General features: G+C 59.0%; 14 protein-coding genes. 6 read left to right on the top strand and 8 right to left on the bottom strand.

Features of this window, described 5'->3' with window-relative positions; genetic code table 11:
* Nucleotides 1-207: 207 nt before the first annotated feature.
* Both MUU53_RS18140 and MUU53_RS18135 read right to left on the bottom strand, forming a co-directional pair.
* Nucleotides 208-1,053 carry a DUF932 domain-containing protein gene (locus tag MUU53_RS18140; RefSeq protein ID WP_247262141.1) on the bottom strand — a complete coding sequence of 282 codons (846 nt, stop codon included), beginning with the start codon at nt 1,051-1,053 and terminating at the stop codon, nt 208-210.
* Between the two features lie 395 nt (nt 1,054-1,448).
* Entirely contained in the window at nt 1,449-1,763 is a 315-nt protein-coding gene (locus MUU53_RS18135) for a DUF736 domain-containing protein (RefSeq protein WP_247262140.1), read from the bottom strand.
* 793 nt (nt 1,764-2,556) lie between these two features.
* On the opposite strand from MUU53_RS18135, the gene MUU53_RS18130 reads away from it, so the two are divergent.
* Nucleotides 2,557-4,224 (top strand): DUF262 domain-containing protein, encoded by a 1,668-nt coding sequence (locus MUU53_RS18130; protein WP_247262139.1) that lies wholly within the window; start codon nt 2,557-2,559, stop codon nt 4,222-4,224.
* Between the two features lie 65 nt (nt 4,225-4,289).
* Here the strand turns inward: MUU53_RS18130 and MUU53_RS18125 are convergent, their stop codons facing one another.
* Both MUU53_RS18125 and MUU53_RS18120 read right to left on the bottom strand, forming a co-directional pair.
* Nucleotides 4,290-4,694 carry a hypothetical protein gene (locus MUU53_RS18125; protein WP_425524258.1) on the bottom strand — a complete coding sequence of 135 codons (405 nt, stop codon included), beginning with the start codon at nt 4,692-4,694 and terminating at the stop codon, nt 4,290-4,292.
* A 145-nt stretch (nt 4,695-4,839) separates the two neighbouring features.
* Nucleotides 4,840-6,867, bottom strand: coding sequence for a ParB/RepB/Spo0J family partition protein (locus MUU53_RS18120; RefSeq protein ID WP_377307128.1), 2,028 nt, complete (start codon nt 6,865-6,867; stop codon nt 4,840-4,842).
* A 476-nt stretch (nt 6,868-7,343) separates the two neighbouring features.
* On the opposite strand from MUU53_RS18120, the gene MUU53_RS18115 reads away from it, so the two are divergent.
* The 4 genes from MUU53_RS18115 to MUU53_RS18100 are packed head-to-tail and all read left to right on the top strand — an operon-like array spanning nt 7,344 to nt 10,290.
* On the top strand, nt 7,344-7,832 hold the full coding sequence (locus MUU53_RS18115) for a TIR domain-containing protein (RefSeq protein WP_247262137.1): 489 nt from the start codon (nt 7,344-7,346) through the stop codon (nt 7,830-7,832).
* Nucleotides 7,833-7,840: 8 nt separating this feature from the next.
* Nucleotides 7,841-9,001, top strand: coding sequence for a toll/interleukin-1 receptor domain-containing protein (locus MUU53_RS18110; protein ID WP_247262136.1), 1,161 nt, complete (start codon nt 7,841-7,843; stop codon nt 8,999-9,001).
* A gap of 2 nt (nt 9,002-9,003) precedes the next feature.
* Nucleotides 9,004-9,660, top strand: a complete 657-nt coding sequence (locus tag MUU53_RS18105) for an SLOG domain-containing protein (RefSeq protein ID WP_247262135.1) — start codon at nt 9,004-9,006, stop codon at nt 9,658-9,660.
* Between the two features lie 33 nt (nt 9,661-9,693).
* Nucleotides 9,694-10,290 carry a hypothetical protein gene (locus tag MUU53_RS18100; RefSeq protein WP_247262134.1) on the top strand — a complete coding sequence of 199 codons (597 nt, stop codon included), beginning with the start codon at nt 9,694-9,696 and terminating at the stop codon, nt 10,288-10,290.
* A gap of 59 nt (nt 10,291-10,349) precedes the next feature.
* On the opposite strand, the gene MUU53_RS18095 is transcribed toward MUU53_RS18100, so the two are convergent.
* The 3 genes from MUU53_RS18095 to MUU53_RS18085 all read right to left on the bottom strand — a co-directional run bounded on the left by MUU53_RS18095 (nt 10,350) and on the right by MUU53_RS18085 (nt 15,066).
* Nucleotides 10,350-10,835, bottom strand: a complete 486-nt coding sequence (locus MUU53_RS18095; protein WP_377307127.1) for a toll/interleukin-1 receptor domain-containing protein — start codon at nt 10,833-10,835, stop codon at nt 10,350-10,352.
* Between the two features lie 531 nt (nt 10,836-11,366).
* Complete coding sequence (locus MUU53_RS18090) at nt 11,367-13,865, bottom strand: S8 family peptidase (protein ID WP_247262132.1); 2,499 nt, start codon at nt 13,863-13,865, stop codon at nt 11,367-11,369.
* Entirely contained in the window at nt 13,858-15,066 is a 1,209-nt protein-coding gene (locus MUU53_RS18085; RefSeq protein ID WP_247262131.1) for an AAA family ATPase, read from the bottom strand. The genes MUU53_RS18090 and MUU53_RS18085 overlap by 8 nt, the downstream gene beginning before the upstream one ends.
* Before the next feature lie 192 nt (nt 15,067-15,258).
* On the opposite strand from MUU53_RS18085, the gene MUU53_RS18080 reads away from it, so the two are divergent.
* Nucleotides 15,259-15,501, top strand: a complete 243-nt coding sequence (locus MUU53_RS18080; RefSeq protein WP_155046159.1) for a DUF2188 domain-containing protein — start codon at nt 15,259-15,261, stop codon at nt 15,499-15,501.
* A 191-nt stretch (nt 15,502-15,692) separates the two neighbouring features.
* Here the strand turns inward: MUU53_RS18080 and MUU53_RS18075 are convergent, their stop codons facing one another.
* The gene (locus MUU53_RS18075; protein ID WP_281435188.1) at nt 15,693-16,229 is read right to left on the bottom strand and encodes a tyrosine-type recombinase/integrase; all 537 of its coding nucleotides are present in this window, start codon (nt 16,227-16,229) and stop codon (nt 15,693-15,695) included.
* Between the last annotated feature and the right edge of the window lie 75 nt (nt 16,230-16,304).

The raw sequence follows: 16,304 nt of genomic DNA, 5'->3' as shown, positions 1-16,304 counted from the left end.
CGTAGCACGATCAATATTGGTTAATACTTCCTATCATTTTCGACAGTCTTTGGCGAGCCGGGCCGTGCCCGGCGAGCCGCATTATGTCCGCGCAGACGGAAACCAGCCGATCCGCACAAGCGGATCGGCGCAAATTCTGGTTCACGCAGATGTGGGCAAGCGTAAAGCCGTGAAACCGGGTTTCCGGCTCCACGGCTTGGCGGAAAGTCAGGCGGCTTTGATTCGCTGCATTCCCTCGGCCAGTGTCCATAGCGCGCGGTTCAGTCCGACATTCTGGTCGATGCCGTTGATGGTGCGGGTCTGGCTGCGGCGGACGCGGCCATCAGCGGTCTGGCGGCGTCCGGTAAGACCGCCCCGGATGAGGTTTTCCTGAATGACGTTGAAGGTCTGCCACAGACTTTGCCCGACATCCTCGCGGCGGCGCGGCTGGATGATCTGGTCCGGGCGGATGGGACTTTCCTCCTCGCCATAACGGGCGACAAGACTGGCTTCGGCCAAGACTGTCTGCTCGGCCTGCGAAAGCCGGGTTTCCTTCATCGTCTCGGTGGCGTCGATCAGGCGCGGGAAGTCTTCCGCGACCGTGTAGACACCTTCGATAATCTGATCCTGAATGCGTCCCGTGTGAGGGACGCGGACTTCCTCGAACCGCTCGCCAGCAATCATCGAATTGGTGCAGACGAAACGAAGCACGCCCGCAAACATCTGGTAGCTGGACGTTCCGTCATGCGAATTGACGATGATGACTTCCGCTGCCTCGGGCTTGCCGATGCCGTCATCCCGGCGCAGGCGCAGCATATGCTTGGCGTGCCCGATGCGGTCACCATCGCGCGGCACCGCCTGCACGGCGAAGAACGGAAACCATCCTTCCCGACGCAAGCCTTCCACGATATCGATGGTGGGGACATAGACGTAACGCTCCGACCGGCTGTCATGCGCTTCACGGGCGAACACAGACGGGACGTGGCGAAACAGGGCTTCGTTGTCGAGGGCTTCGCGCCCGCTGATCTGGTGCGCGTTGCGGCCGAACCGGGTGGCGAGGTGATGATAGGTCATGGTCTTGATCCTCTTGGGCTTGGGTTTCCGCGCAGCGGGAAGCGCCGCGCTGAAACCCTGCCCGTCGGCGAGACCGGGGGGTGCAAGGTGCAAGGGCGACCGGGATGGAGGGGGATCACCCGGCCTGCACGGAACGGTGGAACGACGTGGAGGAAGGTCGGGGAAACCGTCCCGGCCGAGCGTCAGCGATCCCTTGCGCCGCGCCAGGGGGCAGCGCCCCCAAGCAACTGCCCGGCATGAGCGCCAGCGGGCGCCGGGCACGAAGACCGGATCAGGTTGTGCAAAGCCAGCTTTCCTGCAAATCGCCCATCCTGATTGCCGTATTCCCTGAAAAGCGGAAGATAAGCATGACGAAGCCCCGCTGCGCGAGCGGGGCTTCGGAAGGTGGCCCGGCCTCAGTCGCCGTTGCGGCGGGACCAGATGAGGTTGTGAACCTCGCCACCCTCGTCCTCGACCAGGCTGGCGTAGATCGGGGCCGGGAAGCTCGGATCGTCCAGCTTGACCGAGAGATATTCGCGGCCGGTTTCGCGGGCGGTCTTCTTCCAGGCAGCGCCGAACTCCGTGGCGCTGGTGACGATCCGATAGTCGGGGCCACGCTCGCTGTCGCCGTCGGTGGGGACGAACTTGGCCTTGACGTTAAGGGTCAGGGTTTTGACCGTGCCGGTGAACTCGCCGTTCGCGGTCTTGGTAAAGGTGCCGATGGTCGCCATTGTCGTTACTCCGTTGCTCGGGCCGCGCCTATCGCGACCTCGATGGCGGTCGTGCGACCGGGGACGATCAGCCCGCACCCAAAGGGCCGGAATGCAATGGAGGGCGGCCGGCGACGGCCTTTTTTGCTTCGAGATGCAAAGCGCGCTCGCGCGCGGCGGAAAAAAGCTGACGGCGGTCGTTGCGGGAGGATGATCGAGGCGCAGCCGGTCTCCGGTCAGTCCAAAGCCCTTCGAGGACGCCGTAAGCGCGCTCTGCAGAACGGTAGAGATGTGACAACGCGATTGGGCACCTATCACATCACGAGATTGACGGACGGCATCACCGGCATGGTTGTCCTGGGCCGAAGCGATTGGCCGGACCCGATCATACGGAGAGAACTGCGCTCCCGCTCATGGTTGCCAGCGCCATAGATCGAAGCGCCTGCGTGGAGCAGCCTGCTCCGTCCGCATTCTCGGCTTTAGTCATGCTGGTGAATCGCCGCTCCCGCCACAATCCCCACCGGGATGACGGACGGGCGACGCGGTTTGCTCAATCGGATTTCGCAACGTCGGTGATTGAGGCGAGTGACCTTCGTGCCCCCGCCAATGCGGGGCTTCATGCGTCGCTACCGCACCCTTACGTTAGCGATCGAAGCCGAATGGCGGAAACGCGCCTGGGCGTGGTTCCGGCGCAGCCAAGAGCGCGGCCTGAAGGGCAACGCCAGATTGCCCCTCGCCTCGACTCGCTTTGTGCAACATAAATTGTTCGCATAAACTGCTTCAGGCCATCATAGGGGCAAGGGGGAATAACCGGATGATACTGCCAAGTCCGACACACTCGAACTACACCAATCTTCTGACGGACATTGAGCGTGGTCAGGTCAAGATTCCTCAGTTCCAGCGCGACTTCGTATGGACGATGCAGAAATCTGCCGCACTGCTCGACAGTATTCTCAAGGGTTATCCGGTCGGTACGTTCATCTTTTGGTCGACGAAGGACCGGCTGCGCAGCGTCCGCGATCTCGGCAACACGCCTCTGCCGGAGCCAAAGGACGGGGAAACCGTTTCGTTCGTGCTCGATGGCCAACAGCGCCTTACCAGCCTGTATGCTTCGCTACGTGGGATAAAAGTCGAACGCAACTCGGGCAAGACCGATGATTTTGCGGATATGTTCATCACACTGGACACCGGAGAAGATGATCAGATCGTCGTGACCGAAGTCGGCGATCTGGTGGAGGGGACATGGATCAGGCTGCGAGACCTCATCCACGGGAGTTTCCAGCAACTCGCTGCTTATCCTGCTTGCTATCATGAGCGGCTGTCGGAATACCGCCGCCGGATCGAGTCCTATGATTTCTCGATCATCCTCGTGAAGGACGTGCCGATCGATGTCGCCACCGAAATCTTCACGCGCATCAATGTGGGCGGAAAGCCGCTTAGCGTGTTCGAGATCATGGTCGCGAAGACCTATGACGAGTCGCGTGAGTTCGATCTGGCCGAGAAGTTCGAGGAGCTGGTCGCTAGGCTCGAACCGCTCGATTACGAGACTGTTTCGGATGCAACGCTGCTGCAACTGGTCTCGTTGATCCTGACCAAAGACTGCAAGAAGCAGACGATCCTAAAGCTGGGCAAAGTCGCCTTCATCGATACTTGGCCGCGTGCCGTGGATGCGTTCGAACGTGCCGTGGAATTCTTCCGCAACAGCTACCGCATCCCGGTGTCGCAACTGCTGCCGTACAACACGCTGTTGGTGCCGTTCGCCTATTTCTTTTACCACCACCCGGATAAGCCGTCCGCCGATCAGCGCCCGTTGCTGGAAGATTTCTTCTGGCGCTGTTCGCTGGGCGGCCGCTATTCATCGGCTGTCGAAAGCAAGCTCGCGCAAGACGTTCGACGCATCGACCGCATCCTGGATAACAAGTCACCTGACTATGATTGGGCGGTGGACATCTCGCCGGATTTCTTGCTCGACAACGGCTGGTTCAACGCCGGACGAAGCTCAATCAAGGCGATCCTATGCCTTTACGCCTTCCATCAGCCAAAATCGTTCAGCGACAATTCCATCGTCAGTATCCGCAATTACTGGCTGAAACAGGCAAACAGCAAGAATTACCATCACTTTTTCCCGCGCGCCTACCTCGGCAAGAAGAATGTCGAGGAATGGCGGATCAACAATATCCTCAACATCACCATCGTCGATGACTATTTGAACAAGCGGGAAATCCGCGCCAAGCCGCCAGCGACCTACATGAAGACGTTTAAAAAATCGAACAAAGTACTAGCGACGACGATGGCGTCGCACCTGATCGGCGATCTGGACGGGTTCGGAGTATGGGAAAACGATTACGACACGTTCCTAGCCGAGCGCGCGAGGCTGGTCAGTGAGGAATTGAGCAAGCGGATTATCAGCCGACAGATCGACACGGACGGTCAGGCCGCCCGCGATGATGATTATGAAGAGGAAGCGGTCTCATTCGAATGAGGCTGCGTCTTGCCAATTCTTGCAAGTCGCAGATGCGCTCCGTTTGCAGGTCTTTACAATACGGATCAAACTGACGTGCTGGCAGTTGAACCAGCCAGTCGCATCAGTGCCGACATGCCGGTGATACCGCCCCCGATCAGGCAGAAGAGCACGCGCCAGATTTCGGACGGTACGGCCTCGCGGGTGATGCCATGGACCAGCGCGAAGCCCGCGACGGCGGCGGGCACGGCGAAGACGAGCGCCACGGCAAGGCGCAGGATCGGCGGGCGCACCACCATGAATAGGACGATCAGCAGGCCATAGGCGGCAGCGCCCGCCACCAGCCCGACCAGTCCTGCACCGATCAGGCCGGAGCCGGAGGCGTAGGCCCATTTGGCGACCTCGACGCCGAGCATGAAGGGCAGCGCATAGACGGCGAGCGTATAGGCCAGGACACAAAGACCGGCGACGAGCGCGACGGCCATGAGCATAAGCACGATCATCGAACGATCCTCCTGAATCCGATGACCGCGAAGGGCATCGGATCGGTCGCGCGGGATCGATCCCCGCGCGACCGCGATTTTTGGGGTGGGCGGAAAGGAAGGCAGGGACCGCTCATACGATCCCGGCCCCGCCTCACTCGGCGGCTTGCAGGTAGGCGTCGGCTTCCGGCTCGGCGTCCAGCCCTGCGGGCCGTGCGGTGCGCAGCAGCGACGGCAACCAGCCCGTTCCGGCCAGAAGCTGTTCGGCTGCCTGCGCCATCTCCGGCTTCTTCAAGCCCTCGATCCGTCCAGCGGCTTCGTCGCTGACACCTTCCCGGACGGCGGCGAGGATATGCGCCTTAGTCACGCGACCGAGATAGGTCTGGGTCGTCGGGGTCCAGTGCGCCGTCATGTCCAGCGCCACCGCGCTCGCCAGCTTTCCCGCCGTCGCGCGGGCGTTCGGCTTCTGCTCCCACTGTATCCGCACCGCATTGACGGTCAGCGATGCACAATGGGCGAGCAAGGCCATCAGGCTCGCATGGTTGAGACCGGCGACGAACGCCCAGAGGTCCATCACATCGCGCGGCATGTCCGACGCCCATCTGGCATGACGATCCGCCAGCGCCTGCGCGGCAGGCGTGTCCTTGATCCCGTCTGCGTGGGACGCCAGATACGCGCTGGTCAGCCGGATTTCGAGGCAGGAGGCTTCTCCGCCGCGATAGAAGGTCTGCGCCGCCAGCGCATGAACCACCGCGACCAGTGCCATGTCCGGCTGCTCGCCAAGGGCGAGGCGCAGGCCAAGGGTGCGATGCGCGGTTAGATCGCGGATGAGGGCATCTGACAGCGGCTTTCCCGCATCCCCGGCATCCTCATCTTCCGGGTTCGGTTCGGCGTCCTCGCCATCATCCTCGTCCCCGACGATTTCCCCATCCTCGGTGACGTTGACGGTTTCACCATCATCGCCGCCCTCCGGTTCCGGGGCTTCGTCCTCGGCGCGGATGAAGCCCCGTTCGATGCGGGCGGTGCCGTCATGGTTCAGGATGACGAACACGCCACCGCGTGCGATCTCGTCGGCGTCATAGGCATGACGCTTGGCATCGATCCGCTCGATCTCTGCTTCCAACTCCCCGAACCGCTGGTCCGCTTCCTCCGGGAGTTCGTCATAGCCTTCATATTCCGACGACAGGCGGTCGTATTCCTCCTGCGCGGTGGCGTAGGCAGCGGCGTCTTCCTCAGACAGGTCCACCGGATGCGGATAAGTCCGGCGCATCCCGTGCGCATGCGGAAAGTCGATGTGAACCGAAGTCCACTTCCATCCCTCCGATGCCTGAACCTCGGCGGCGATCCCTTCCAGCTTGTTGATGACAAGCCGGTCCAGCAACGCGGCATCCTCGAAATAGCCGCCCCGGTCCTCGGCGAAGAGGTCGCGGATGATCGTGCCACCCGCGTCGGCATAGGCGTCCGTCCCGACGAAACGTGCGCGCCGGTCACTGGCTTCCACGTTCATCTTGGTCAGGTCGCGCCGGATGATCCACGGCTCGCGGTTATAGGACAGGTTATCGAACACCTGTTCCTGCCGGTCGTGATCCTCGGTGATGGCGAAGGCCATCAACTGATCCAGCGACAAGCCGCCATCGCGATAGACCTGCATCAGCTTCGGGCTGACCGCGCCGAGACGCATCCGCTGCCGGACGACATGCGGGGTCACGCCGAACCGGGCGGCAATCTCTTCCGCGCCCCATCCGCGATTGTCCGCCAACTCCCGGAAGCGCTCATATTGATCGGCGGGGTGCATGGCCTCGCGGGTGACGTTCTCGTCGAGGGAGATTTCCGCCGCGTCGTTCTCGGTATCCAGAACGCAGCGGATGGCTTCCGACTTCTTGATCTGCTTGCGCTTCACGCGCAGCAATTGCGCCAGCCTGCGGCCTTCACCGATGGTGACGAAATAGCAGCCGCTCGGCTCGCCTTCCGCGTTCGTCTCCGGCTCCACCACCAGATTTTGCAGCATCCCTTTGGCGGCAATGCTGGCCGCCAGCGCCTCGATATGGGCTTGGCTGTGCGGGGTCTTGCGGGCGTTGCGGGGCGACTTCTTGAGCTTGTTCAGCGGGATGAACAGCACCGCACCGTTCTCATTGGCGGGGGCTTCGGAAACCGTGGCGGTCATATCAACAGTGTTGGTCATGGTCTTGATCCTTTTGGCATGGGTTGGAGCGCAGCGCTGCGCTGCAACCCTGGCCGTCGCCGAGACCGGGGGGTGCAAGGTGCAAGGGCGGCCGGGATGGAGGGGGATCACCCGGCCTGCACAAGCGGATCGAAACCATTGGTGAGAGTGTGAAACACGCATCCGCGCGGAAGGCCGGGGAAACCGTCCCGGCCGAGCGTCAGCCATCCCTTGCGCCGCGCCCGGGGGCAGCGCCCCCAAGCAGCCCGACCGGCGTTAGCGAAAGCGGGCGCCGGGCATCAGGACCGGATCAGGATGGGCAAAGCCGATGAAGTTGAAAGATCTGCATGTTGATCACTGTTTCTCTGCTAGGATACGTTGTAACGATTCTGCCTATCCTGGCGGGAGGGGTGCGTTTCAGATGCAGAACGCACATTCGATGTGCTGAAACAGCACAAACACACCAAGATAGTATAAAAGTAATAAGGAAATAACGTATGGCCCGGAAAGTTTTCTTCAGTTTTCACTATGCGCGTGATGTTCGCCGCATCGTTCAGGTGCGCAATTCCTGGGTCGTTCGTGCAAATAGTGAAGCACAGCCCTTCTACGATGCTGCCGAGTTTGAGGAGGCTAAGAAGCGCGCCGGTGGCATCGAGAAATGGATTGAGGAGCAGCTCAAGGGGACGTCGGTCACGGTAGTGCTGTTCGGCGCCGAAACCTATGACCGCGAATGGGTACGACACGAAATCAAGCGGAGCTACGAACTCAAGAAAGGCATCCTAGCCATCGACATCCACCGGATCAAAGATCCGCAACTCGGAGCTGACGTTCAAGGAAAAAATCCTCTCGATTACTGGCATGTCGAGAAGAATGGCAAGAAGGTTCCGTTCAGCAGCCTCTACAGCACCTACGACTGGGTCAATGATGATGGTTATACCAATATATCGACCTGGATTGAGGCTGCGGCCGTGGCAGCGGGGCGCTGAGGCGAGGCATGAGCCTTTACGAGCTTGCAATCCTAGGAAGTCCAGCCGCCGAGGAGCGTGATGCCCTAACCGCGACCTTGCGCGGTATGGTCGAGGATTTTGGTCTCGTGTTAGACACCGACGTGGTCGTTTATGACGGAGCGACGGTGTCGGGTCGCGACAAGCGCGCCGCCTTTGCCGCCGCGTTTTTCGGAGCGGCGGCACCCACCGACATAGAGGCCGCGCGCGAATTGGTACTTGCTAGCGCGCCGATCATCCCAACTATCGCCGCCAACGGCGACTTTGCCCTGCATGTGCCAGAGTTTCTACAGTCAGCTAACGGTCTGAAACGTCGTGCCGACGATCCAGCAATGACCGAACTCGCAGCGGCGATGCTTGAGTGCGTTGGTTTGCTACGCAGGCAGCGCCGCGTGTTCGTCAGCTATCGGCGGGTTGAATCACGCGCCGCAGCGCTTCAGCTTCATGACTTGCTCAACGCTCGCGGCTTCGACGTCTTTCTCGATACGCATGACATACGTCCGGGCGATCCCTTTCAGGACGTGCTATGGCACCGCCTAGTCGACTCAGACGTGATGGTCATGCTCGATACCCCTGGCTATTTTGATAGCCGCTGGACCCGGCAAGAGATCGGTCGGGCGCGGGCGAAGGACATTCAAGTTCTTCGCGTGATCTGGCCTGAGCATGTGCCGAGCAAGCTGACCGATATGGCCGAGACGGTGTATCTCGACCCTGCTGAACTGACAGCATCGGATGGTCCGATAGTCGACCAGACGGCCGAAGCGATCGTGCTTCGGGTGGAACGGTTGCGGAGCCGGAGCATCGCGGCCCGCTATATGTCGATCACGGGCAAGCTTCGCGCTGATGTCGAGAAGATTGGCGCTTCGGTCGAAGGCGTTGGTGCACACCGCGCAATCGCTGTGCGGTTGATCGGGGACCGTAAGGTTTGGGCCTATCCGATTGTTGGTGTGCCGACCGCCGAGATATTGAACGATGTTGCGGAAAAGGCGCGACGCGCCGACCAAGGTGAAGTGCCGGTTCTTGTGTACGATCATGTCGGCATTCGCGACGCTTGGAGCGCTCACCTGCAATGGCTGGATGAACAGATTCTATCCGTCCGCGCGATAAAGGTGTCTGAAGCAGGCTGGGCGCTCGCGGCATGGGAGGGCTGAGTATGGCTGATGCTATCTTTCTTTCTGCCGGCGTTCCCGACCCGAAGCGGGGGCCGGAATATGCTGCCACAGCCGATAGTGTAGCGATCGGGGCTGCCGTGTCTGCGCTGGTCCATATTACGCTGGGACGTCGCCTTCTGGTCTGGGGCGGTCAGCCAGCCATCACGCCAATGATTTGGGTCGTCGCCCATGACATCGGCGTCGACTATGGGCGGTGGGTTCGGCTCTACCAATCGAAGCACTTCAAGGACGAGTTCCCTGAAGATAACGAACGTTTCCAGAACGTCACCTACACGGACGACATTGAGGGCGACCGTGAGAAAAGCCTGTTGGCTATGAGAGAGCGCATGTTCTCCGAACATGTGTTCAAGGCTGCCGTGTTTATCGGCGGCATGGGTGGGATCATTCAAGAGTATGAACTGTTCCGTCGCTTGCAGCCGCAAGCTTCCGTGATCCCAATCATATCAACGGGAGGGGCGACCTTGGAGGTGGCGCAACGAATCGGCGCGTTGCCCGCCGATCTCACCAATGAACTAGACTATGTGGCACTCCTTCATCGCCATCTTGGCGTATCGGTCAGGGAGGAGCGCTTCAGAAGTCCCGCCGAGCAGCCCGCCGCCGAGGACGAACGTTTTTGGAAACCTCGTGCAAAGGAGTAAACGCGAGCAATGGCTTTTCTAAGGGAAAGCGAGATGCGCGCACGTGCCCGGCGTCGTGCCGCAGCGCAGGGGGCGACGGTTGAAGAGGTACTCAGTCGTGCGGCACGGCAGCGGTCTGCACATTACGACATCTTCTTGTCCCAAACGATACGCGACGCCGAGATCGTGCTTGGAGTTTATGACCTTCTCACTTCTGCGGGTTACAAGGTCTTTTGCGACTGGATTGAAGCTCCGACAGCCGATCGCAGCCAGGTCACACCGGCGAACGCCGCGTTTGTGCGAGCGACGATGGGCGTGAGCGATTCCCTCTTGTTTCTCGATACCGAAGGCGCGGTTCAATCGCTCTGGATGTGCTGGGAGCTAGGATGGTTCGATGCAGCTAAGGGCACGGTTGGCGTTCTTCCAGTGCTGGAGGAACACGAGCGCTACTATCGTGGGCGAGAATTTTTGGGCCTCTACCCTTATGTCGAACTTGACGAGGAGGGAGGACTTAAAGTGGTAAGGCCGGTAGTCGCAGGGCCAAGCGGTGTCATGATGTTTGAGGCGCCAAACTCCCGCTCATTCGATTCCTGGCGGGCAGATCCTCGGGACTTCATGCGTCCGCGCGTAGTCGGAGGGCTTGGACGATGAAGCGTCAGACTTGCCGTATTCGGCGAAGACACCGCGCCCCCATTCGACCTCCGACGCGACTAAATGGCGACCAATTCCGCTATCTTAGACGCGACATCTGCCATCGACTCTTCGGCAGTGCTCAACCCGGCTCGAGAGGCTAGTAGAAGACTGACCTGTTCTAGCTCTTCATAGGTAGTTCCGTGAACAACCGGGACCAACCGTTCGCGTCGAAGGAGCGCCGAAAGCTCCTTGTCAGCGATGCCTTCTGCCGGAAGGCGGCGCAACATAGCCGGAGTCACTAAAACAATACCGACGCGCGAATTCACCAAGCCTTTGTCGATCGCCCGCATCATCGGCACCCCGAGGCCAAGGTCCTTCTCGCTGAACCACACGCGGACACCGCGCGCTTCGAGCAAATCATGCAGTTCCTTCGCGGAGCCCTGCCTGTCATCCCATGCGTGGCAAAGAAATACGTCTCGAAGATCAGGCTGCGAGACTGCCAGATTCTCAACGTTCTCTCGAACGGGCGTAAGCGCCTGCACTTGTTCGGGTGTGTACCACACAGCCGAGCCAGCTCTTGACCAACGGGGCTTCGAGGCGCGCCGCCCCGACCCGCCACTGATCCTTGAGGGCGAATATGAAGGTGCTGAGTATGATCCGGAACTGCCATATCCGCTGCCGTAGCCACCGTAACCGCTGTACCGGCCGTACCGGCTGCCGCATGCAGGACAGTCGGCTGCGGCGGCGGCTGAACGATGCCCCTTGACTGGTGCAGTGCATCTAGCCATGTCTTTTCCTCTCCTTCATTATTCAGCCAACTTGCTGATCATGTTTTTGCGCTTTGTGGCCCATCTAAATTGACTGGTAAATCGCATCGCGCACGTCGAAGACGAGCAATGCCTCACGCCTTACGCCTTCAATATCTCTGACAGACGGATGGCAGAGATGATCTTTGAATCCACATCCTATCCTGTAGTCGCGACCAATTTTGGAAACGCTAACCACGACGTCAGTTCCATCGGTTGCCTTTCCTCTGAGATAGCCAACTCTCTTCTCTTTCGAACGAGCCAAGTGATTTCTCCTATACGAGACCGCTAGATACGCGGAGTGATACGGGCCGCGGTGCGAATGTCCGCAATCTGAGTACCAATAGCCTGAAGGCTTTGGCGCATATCATTAAAGACCGGCTTTTCCGCATCTGGGTCGCTGATCGTCAGGATCGCAGTGAAAGGAACGCCTTCATCAGGCATAACTTCACCGGCTCGCGTCAGGTATTCAATGAAGAGACGCCAGTTTGACGATGGTCCAACGCCCTGCGGGAACGTCTTTCCAAATACCTTGACCGGGCTCCACTTGAGGTCATGCTCGATACGCTCGGCCTCCACCGCATGGGCACCACGAGAGGGAGGGAGGTACAATGGGTCCAATCGCCCCTTCCAACCTTTGGCTTGCTCCTGCTGGAGGGCGGCATCAATGTTGATCCTAACGAACTCCGAGCCGAATCTCGCGTCCAGCGGAGGTGTAGTTACAAGCGTGAGCTTCGCACGCCCCCGGCACTTTCCTCCTGGACCAACAAGTGACGCCGGCCACGGAAACCGGAAATTAATCTGCTGGCCGTGCTGAATACGGGATGCGAACACCAGAGTGATGGAGTGATCTCCAGTCTCCAAAATTCGCTCTGCAGAAGGTGGCATTCCAAAGCCGACCAAATGGCGAGTTACGGCCCCCAACTCCTTGGCGCGTAACGGTTCAGGTATCTCTGCATGGTGAACCAGCAATCCAATTAACGTTTCTCGGGAAACTTCACCTTCGATTGCATGATCCAGGGCCGCCGCAGTCTTGGCGACCAATGGCGAGGCGTAACTGGTCCCACAACCATCAGTGACCGTGCCGTCTGGCGAAATGGAGAATAGGCCATGCCCCAATGTCGGATGCACCGTACCAGAGCCACCGACATGAGCGAGATCCGGCTTAACGCCAGAACGAAGTCCCGGCCCCCTGCGGCTGAATCGGGTGGGGGCGAATGGCAGGCAACCCGCATGATCAGGCGGGTTAACAGCCGCCACAGCAACGTTCCGGGCGCTTTCTGCCGGAGTGAGAAGGCCATCGTTACGAGCAAGCGCCAGGTTAGCTAGAGCCGCCGCAGTATCAGACGGCCACTCCGCTCGGAGATCCTGCGGTTGGATATTGCCTGCCGAAACGAACACCACAGCGTTGTTTTCCTCCGCGAGGCGGTCCAGACGGACGGCGTGCGGACTATATCTGTCAGGCGCAGCAGGCTGAAGAATGTTCAGGCTCATATTAAATACGCGTACACCGTGTCGCGCACGGGCATCTGCCACGGCAGCGTCCATTTCATCGAAGAAATGTGGGAGGCCGCCGGAATAATAGGATGCGAAAACACCTGCTTTTCTCTCGTTGGGAAAGATCGCGAGATCGACAAGCTCCGTCCCATCGGCCTCCGGGCATGTGGCTGCACCGTTGAGGCTGGAGCCCGCCACCGCAAGGCCGCCTATAAACGTGCCGTGAGACAGATCCATATCTTCATCAGCAAGAACATCCCATCGATCGATAACCCAATCTGCCAATGCCGGGCTGAGACCTCCGTCAATGATTCCCAGCTTCGGATGGGAGCGCCGACTGTCGCGAACGGGCATGGTGGCATTGGACGGGCGGCCACGCGCAGGTGCCGGAGGCCGGGCCGAACGCACAACGATGCCAGGCAGTTCAATGCGCTTTACCAGCGGGTGCTTGTCCAGAAAATCCAGCAGTCTACCGTGGCGCTGAATATCTGGATCGAAAGGAGCCAGATCGCGCCGCTCTTTGGTCGGCGTTCCAGTAAGGCGCAGAATTGCACCATCGCCGGCCTGATCAAGGCGTACCGCCAGCATCGGCAACTTGTTTCGCCCGACGGGCAAACGCTCGACCGACATGCTGTAACCGAGGCGGTTAAATCCGCTTACGAAGGATTCGACGAGACGGCGATGAGAGTCATCAAGACGATCCCACTCAGATCGCGGGGGCACCGCGTCGAACAACTCCACCTCATATCCACTGCCGGTCATGGGGTTTGAAAGCCAGGCAACGGCCTCCTCGGCGGAAAACCTGCGTTTGTCGGATGCCCCATAGAGTTCGATCCGCTCGATGGCCCCGGCCTCGCTCTTCTGAGCGGAAGGGTTGGGAACTTCCTTCCCTTTGCTTTCATCGAACTTCATGCGCGTCAGCGTTTCGGCCTTCCCGATCTCAGCCTTGACCTTCGCAAGCGCGGATGGATGCCCCTCGACAATCATGACACCAAGGTCGCCACCGCCAACGACTGGTGCGCGGTCATTTCGGAACAGCGCCCCAACGGGACGATGACTTTTGGCCCAGGCCTCCCGTTTCAGGATTACCTTCACATAACCGATCGGACCTTGCGATTGCGCAGAAAGGATATCGGATATCGTGTCGAGCTGACTCATGAGCGCAGCCTTGTGTGCGCCAAAATCGCGATCCCGGTTGGCGAAGAAATCCTTGCGCCCGCCGCCGCCGCCGGCCTCGCGCGCCTCCTCGAAATTCTCCGGGTTGAGGACGATTTGAATAGGACTAGCCATGCGTCACCTCGCCATCACCCGATTTTCCGCCCTGACGACCAAGCCATCTGCTGATTGTGGATTTATCCTTCCCGGCGATATCCCCAATATCGCCCATGGAAAACGCAAGTGCGGGATCCTCATGCATGGCTCGAAAGAGGTTGGCCGGATCGTCAAACAAAAGTGCTCGCCGCTCGCTTTGAATGCGCGCGGCATTGAGCGTTGCGAATTGCCGGAGCGTATCTAGCAAGCCGCGACGATCCTCCTCTCGAACCGTCGTGGCTTTTTTGTAAGTACGAACAAGCGCTTCGATTTCTGCGCCAGTTGACCCTTCGGTAAACCACGCAATTAATCGGAGATGACCGTCCGGTGCCTGGACCGGCGGCATGAAGTGCTGCGCTATTGCCATTCTCACAGCAAAATCGGGCTTTGGAATCTCTAGCTGAATCTCAAAGCGGCGCCAGACCGCAGGATCAAGAAGCTTGGGATGATTGGTGATACCAATGGTGAGGCCAATATTCTGACGCACGTCCAAGTTTTGAAGCAGTGCATTTACAACACGCTTTATCTCGCCGACCTCTTGCGGATCATCCCGCACCTTCGCAATAGCGTCGAATTCATCAAGCAGAAGAACACAGCGATAGCGGTTTGCAAACGTAAACAGATTCCCGATGTTCCTGGCCGTCGTCCCAAGGAACGAGGAAACCAGCCCATCCAATTTCACAAGTATAACTGGCAAATCAAGCTTACACGCAATCCAGAGCGCCAGCCGCGTCTTCCCGGTGCCTGGCGCTCCGTAAATCAAGCAGGTTTTCGCCGGCGAAATATCGACGACTGACAGGGCTTCAAAATTTGTCCACTCATCAATGATCGTGCTCACAGCTTGAGTAACAGTCGGATTGAACAAAGGCGAATCAGAATTGATCTCTGCTGGAAAGATAATTTCCGCAAGCGGTGCCGAAGTTTCCCGATCTACGGGCACAGGCGTATTACGGCCCAGCACTTCACCGGAAAGTATTGCGCGAGAGCGCTCGATACGGCTGGGGGCCATCTCCTTCAGGCGCTCTGCCGCAGCCAGAATACCTCCAAGTGACGCCGCCTGCTTCTCTTCCCCATCCTTACTCAACGCATCGCGCAAGCGCTCGACCTGCTTGCGCAATGCCGGGGACGGCTCCGCCATGGCTGCCCGACAAAGGGCCTGAATGATTGAGAAGTGCTCCATGTGCGCTTAATCCGTGATTTGATGCATACTTGATATCGTGTGATGCACATAGCGCGGCATTTGTTGCGCGTCAATCGAAATCGTTGTATGAATGCTCTTGTCCGATGCGCATCGCCGAGCATCCGTTGCACCTGAAGTGAGGCTTGTTGCAAAACCGGACGTGGATCACGGCAAAACGAAAGGAAATCGCCAATGTCCAAAGGTAAGAGCAGCGGGGGCACCCATCACGTGGTCCCAAACCCGAACGGCGGATGGGACGTCCGCCGAGGAGGTAGCGACCGATCGAGCGGCCACTTCGACATCAAACAGGATGCAGTGGATCGTGGGCGTCAAATCAGCAGAAATGCCGAGACGGAACTGAAAATCCATAACAGAGATGGTCGGATCGGTCAGTCAGATTCCCATGGAAACGATCCCCGCAACATCAAAGGGTGACCGAAACCTCTCCATGGCTACCCCAAGATGGGCGGTCGCCGCTGCTAGCCACCGACCGCCCGTTTTGTTGGGGTCACTCCGCGAGACGCGAGGAAGTTAGACCAGCTTAAAGGAGGGCTATAGCGTAGACATAGTTCTCGTCTTCGCCCGGCGCGGCGCGCCATTCTTTCCAATCACTTATATTCTCCGTTTTAGTTTTCTGGTGCTTTGGTTTGCAGACGGTTTGCAAATTCTGCGCTGGGAGCGGCCTCAAACTTGGCAATTGCCGAATCTGCTAGATGCTTTGTCCTGGCCAGATATTGCTCCAGAATGGTGGCCGCAGTTTTCAAACTGTGGCCGGTTATGGCCACGATTTCGCCGATAGCGCAGCCTGCTTCGTTGAGCATTATTACTGCCGTTCCCCGCAAGTCATGAAAATGAAGCTCCTGCGGTTCTTCGATGTGTGGAAACTTCACGCTCTCGATGTTTGCGGCAATCATCGACTCGCTCCACAATCTGCTGAAGTAGCGCTTTTTGAAGGGGTGTCCGGTCTTGGTCGTCAGAATGAAGTCGGATGCACGGTCCATTCCGTCGAGCATGCTTCTGAGTGCTGCCGTACATGGAATGTTGACCAGCTTGCCTCGAAAGCCAGCGCGTTTGCTTTTTGCCTGCCGTAGCGAAATATACTCTCCGTCGTAATTCGACCAACGCAACTGCAAAAGGTCTCCTTGGCGCTGGCCCGTGTGCAAAGCTAGGCGGTAGTGACGATTTAGCTATTTGAGCCAGATGGCGATGGCTGCGAGTTTGACGAATCCCATGAAGTT

It is taken from the genome of Affinirhizobium lemnae (assembly GCF_022968395.1).
GTDB lineage: Bacteria > Pseudomonadota > Alphaproteobacteria > Rhizobiales > Rhizobiaceae > Neorhizobium > Neorhizobium lemnae.
This window is presented reverse-complemented; position numbering and strand designations above follow the sequence as displayed.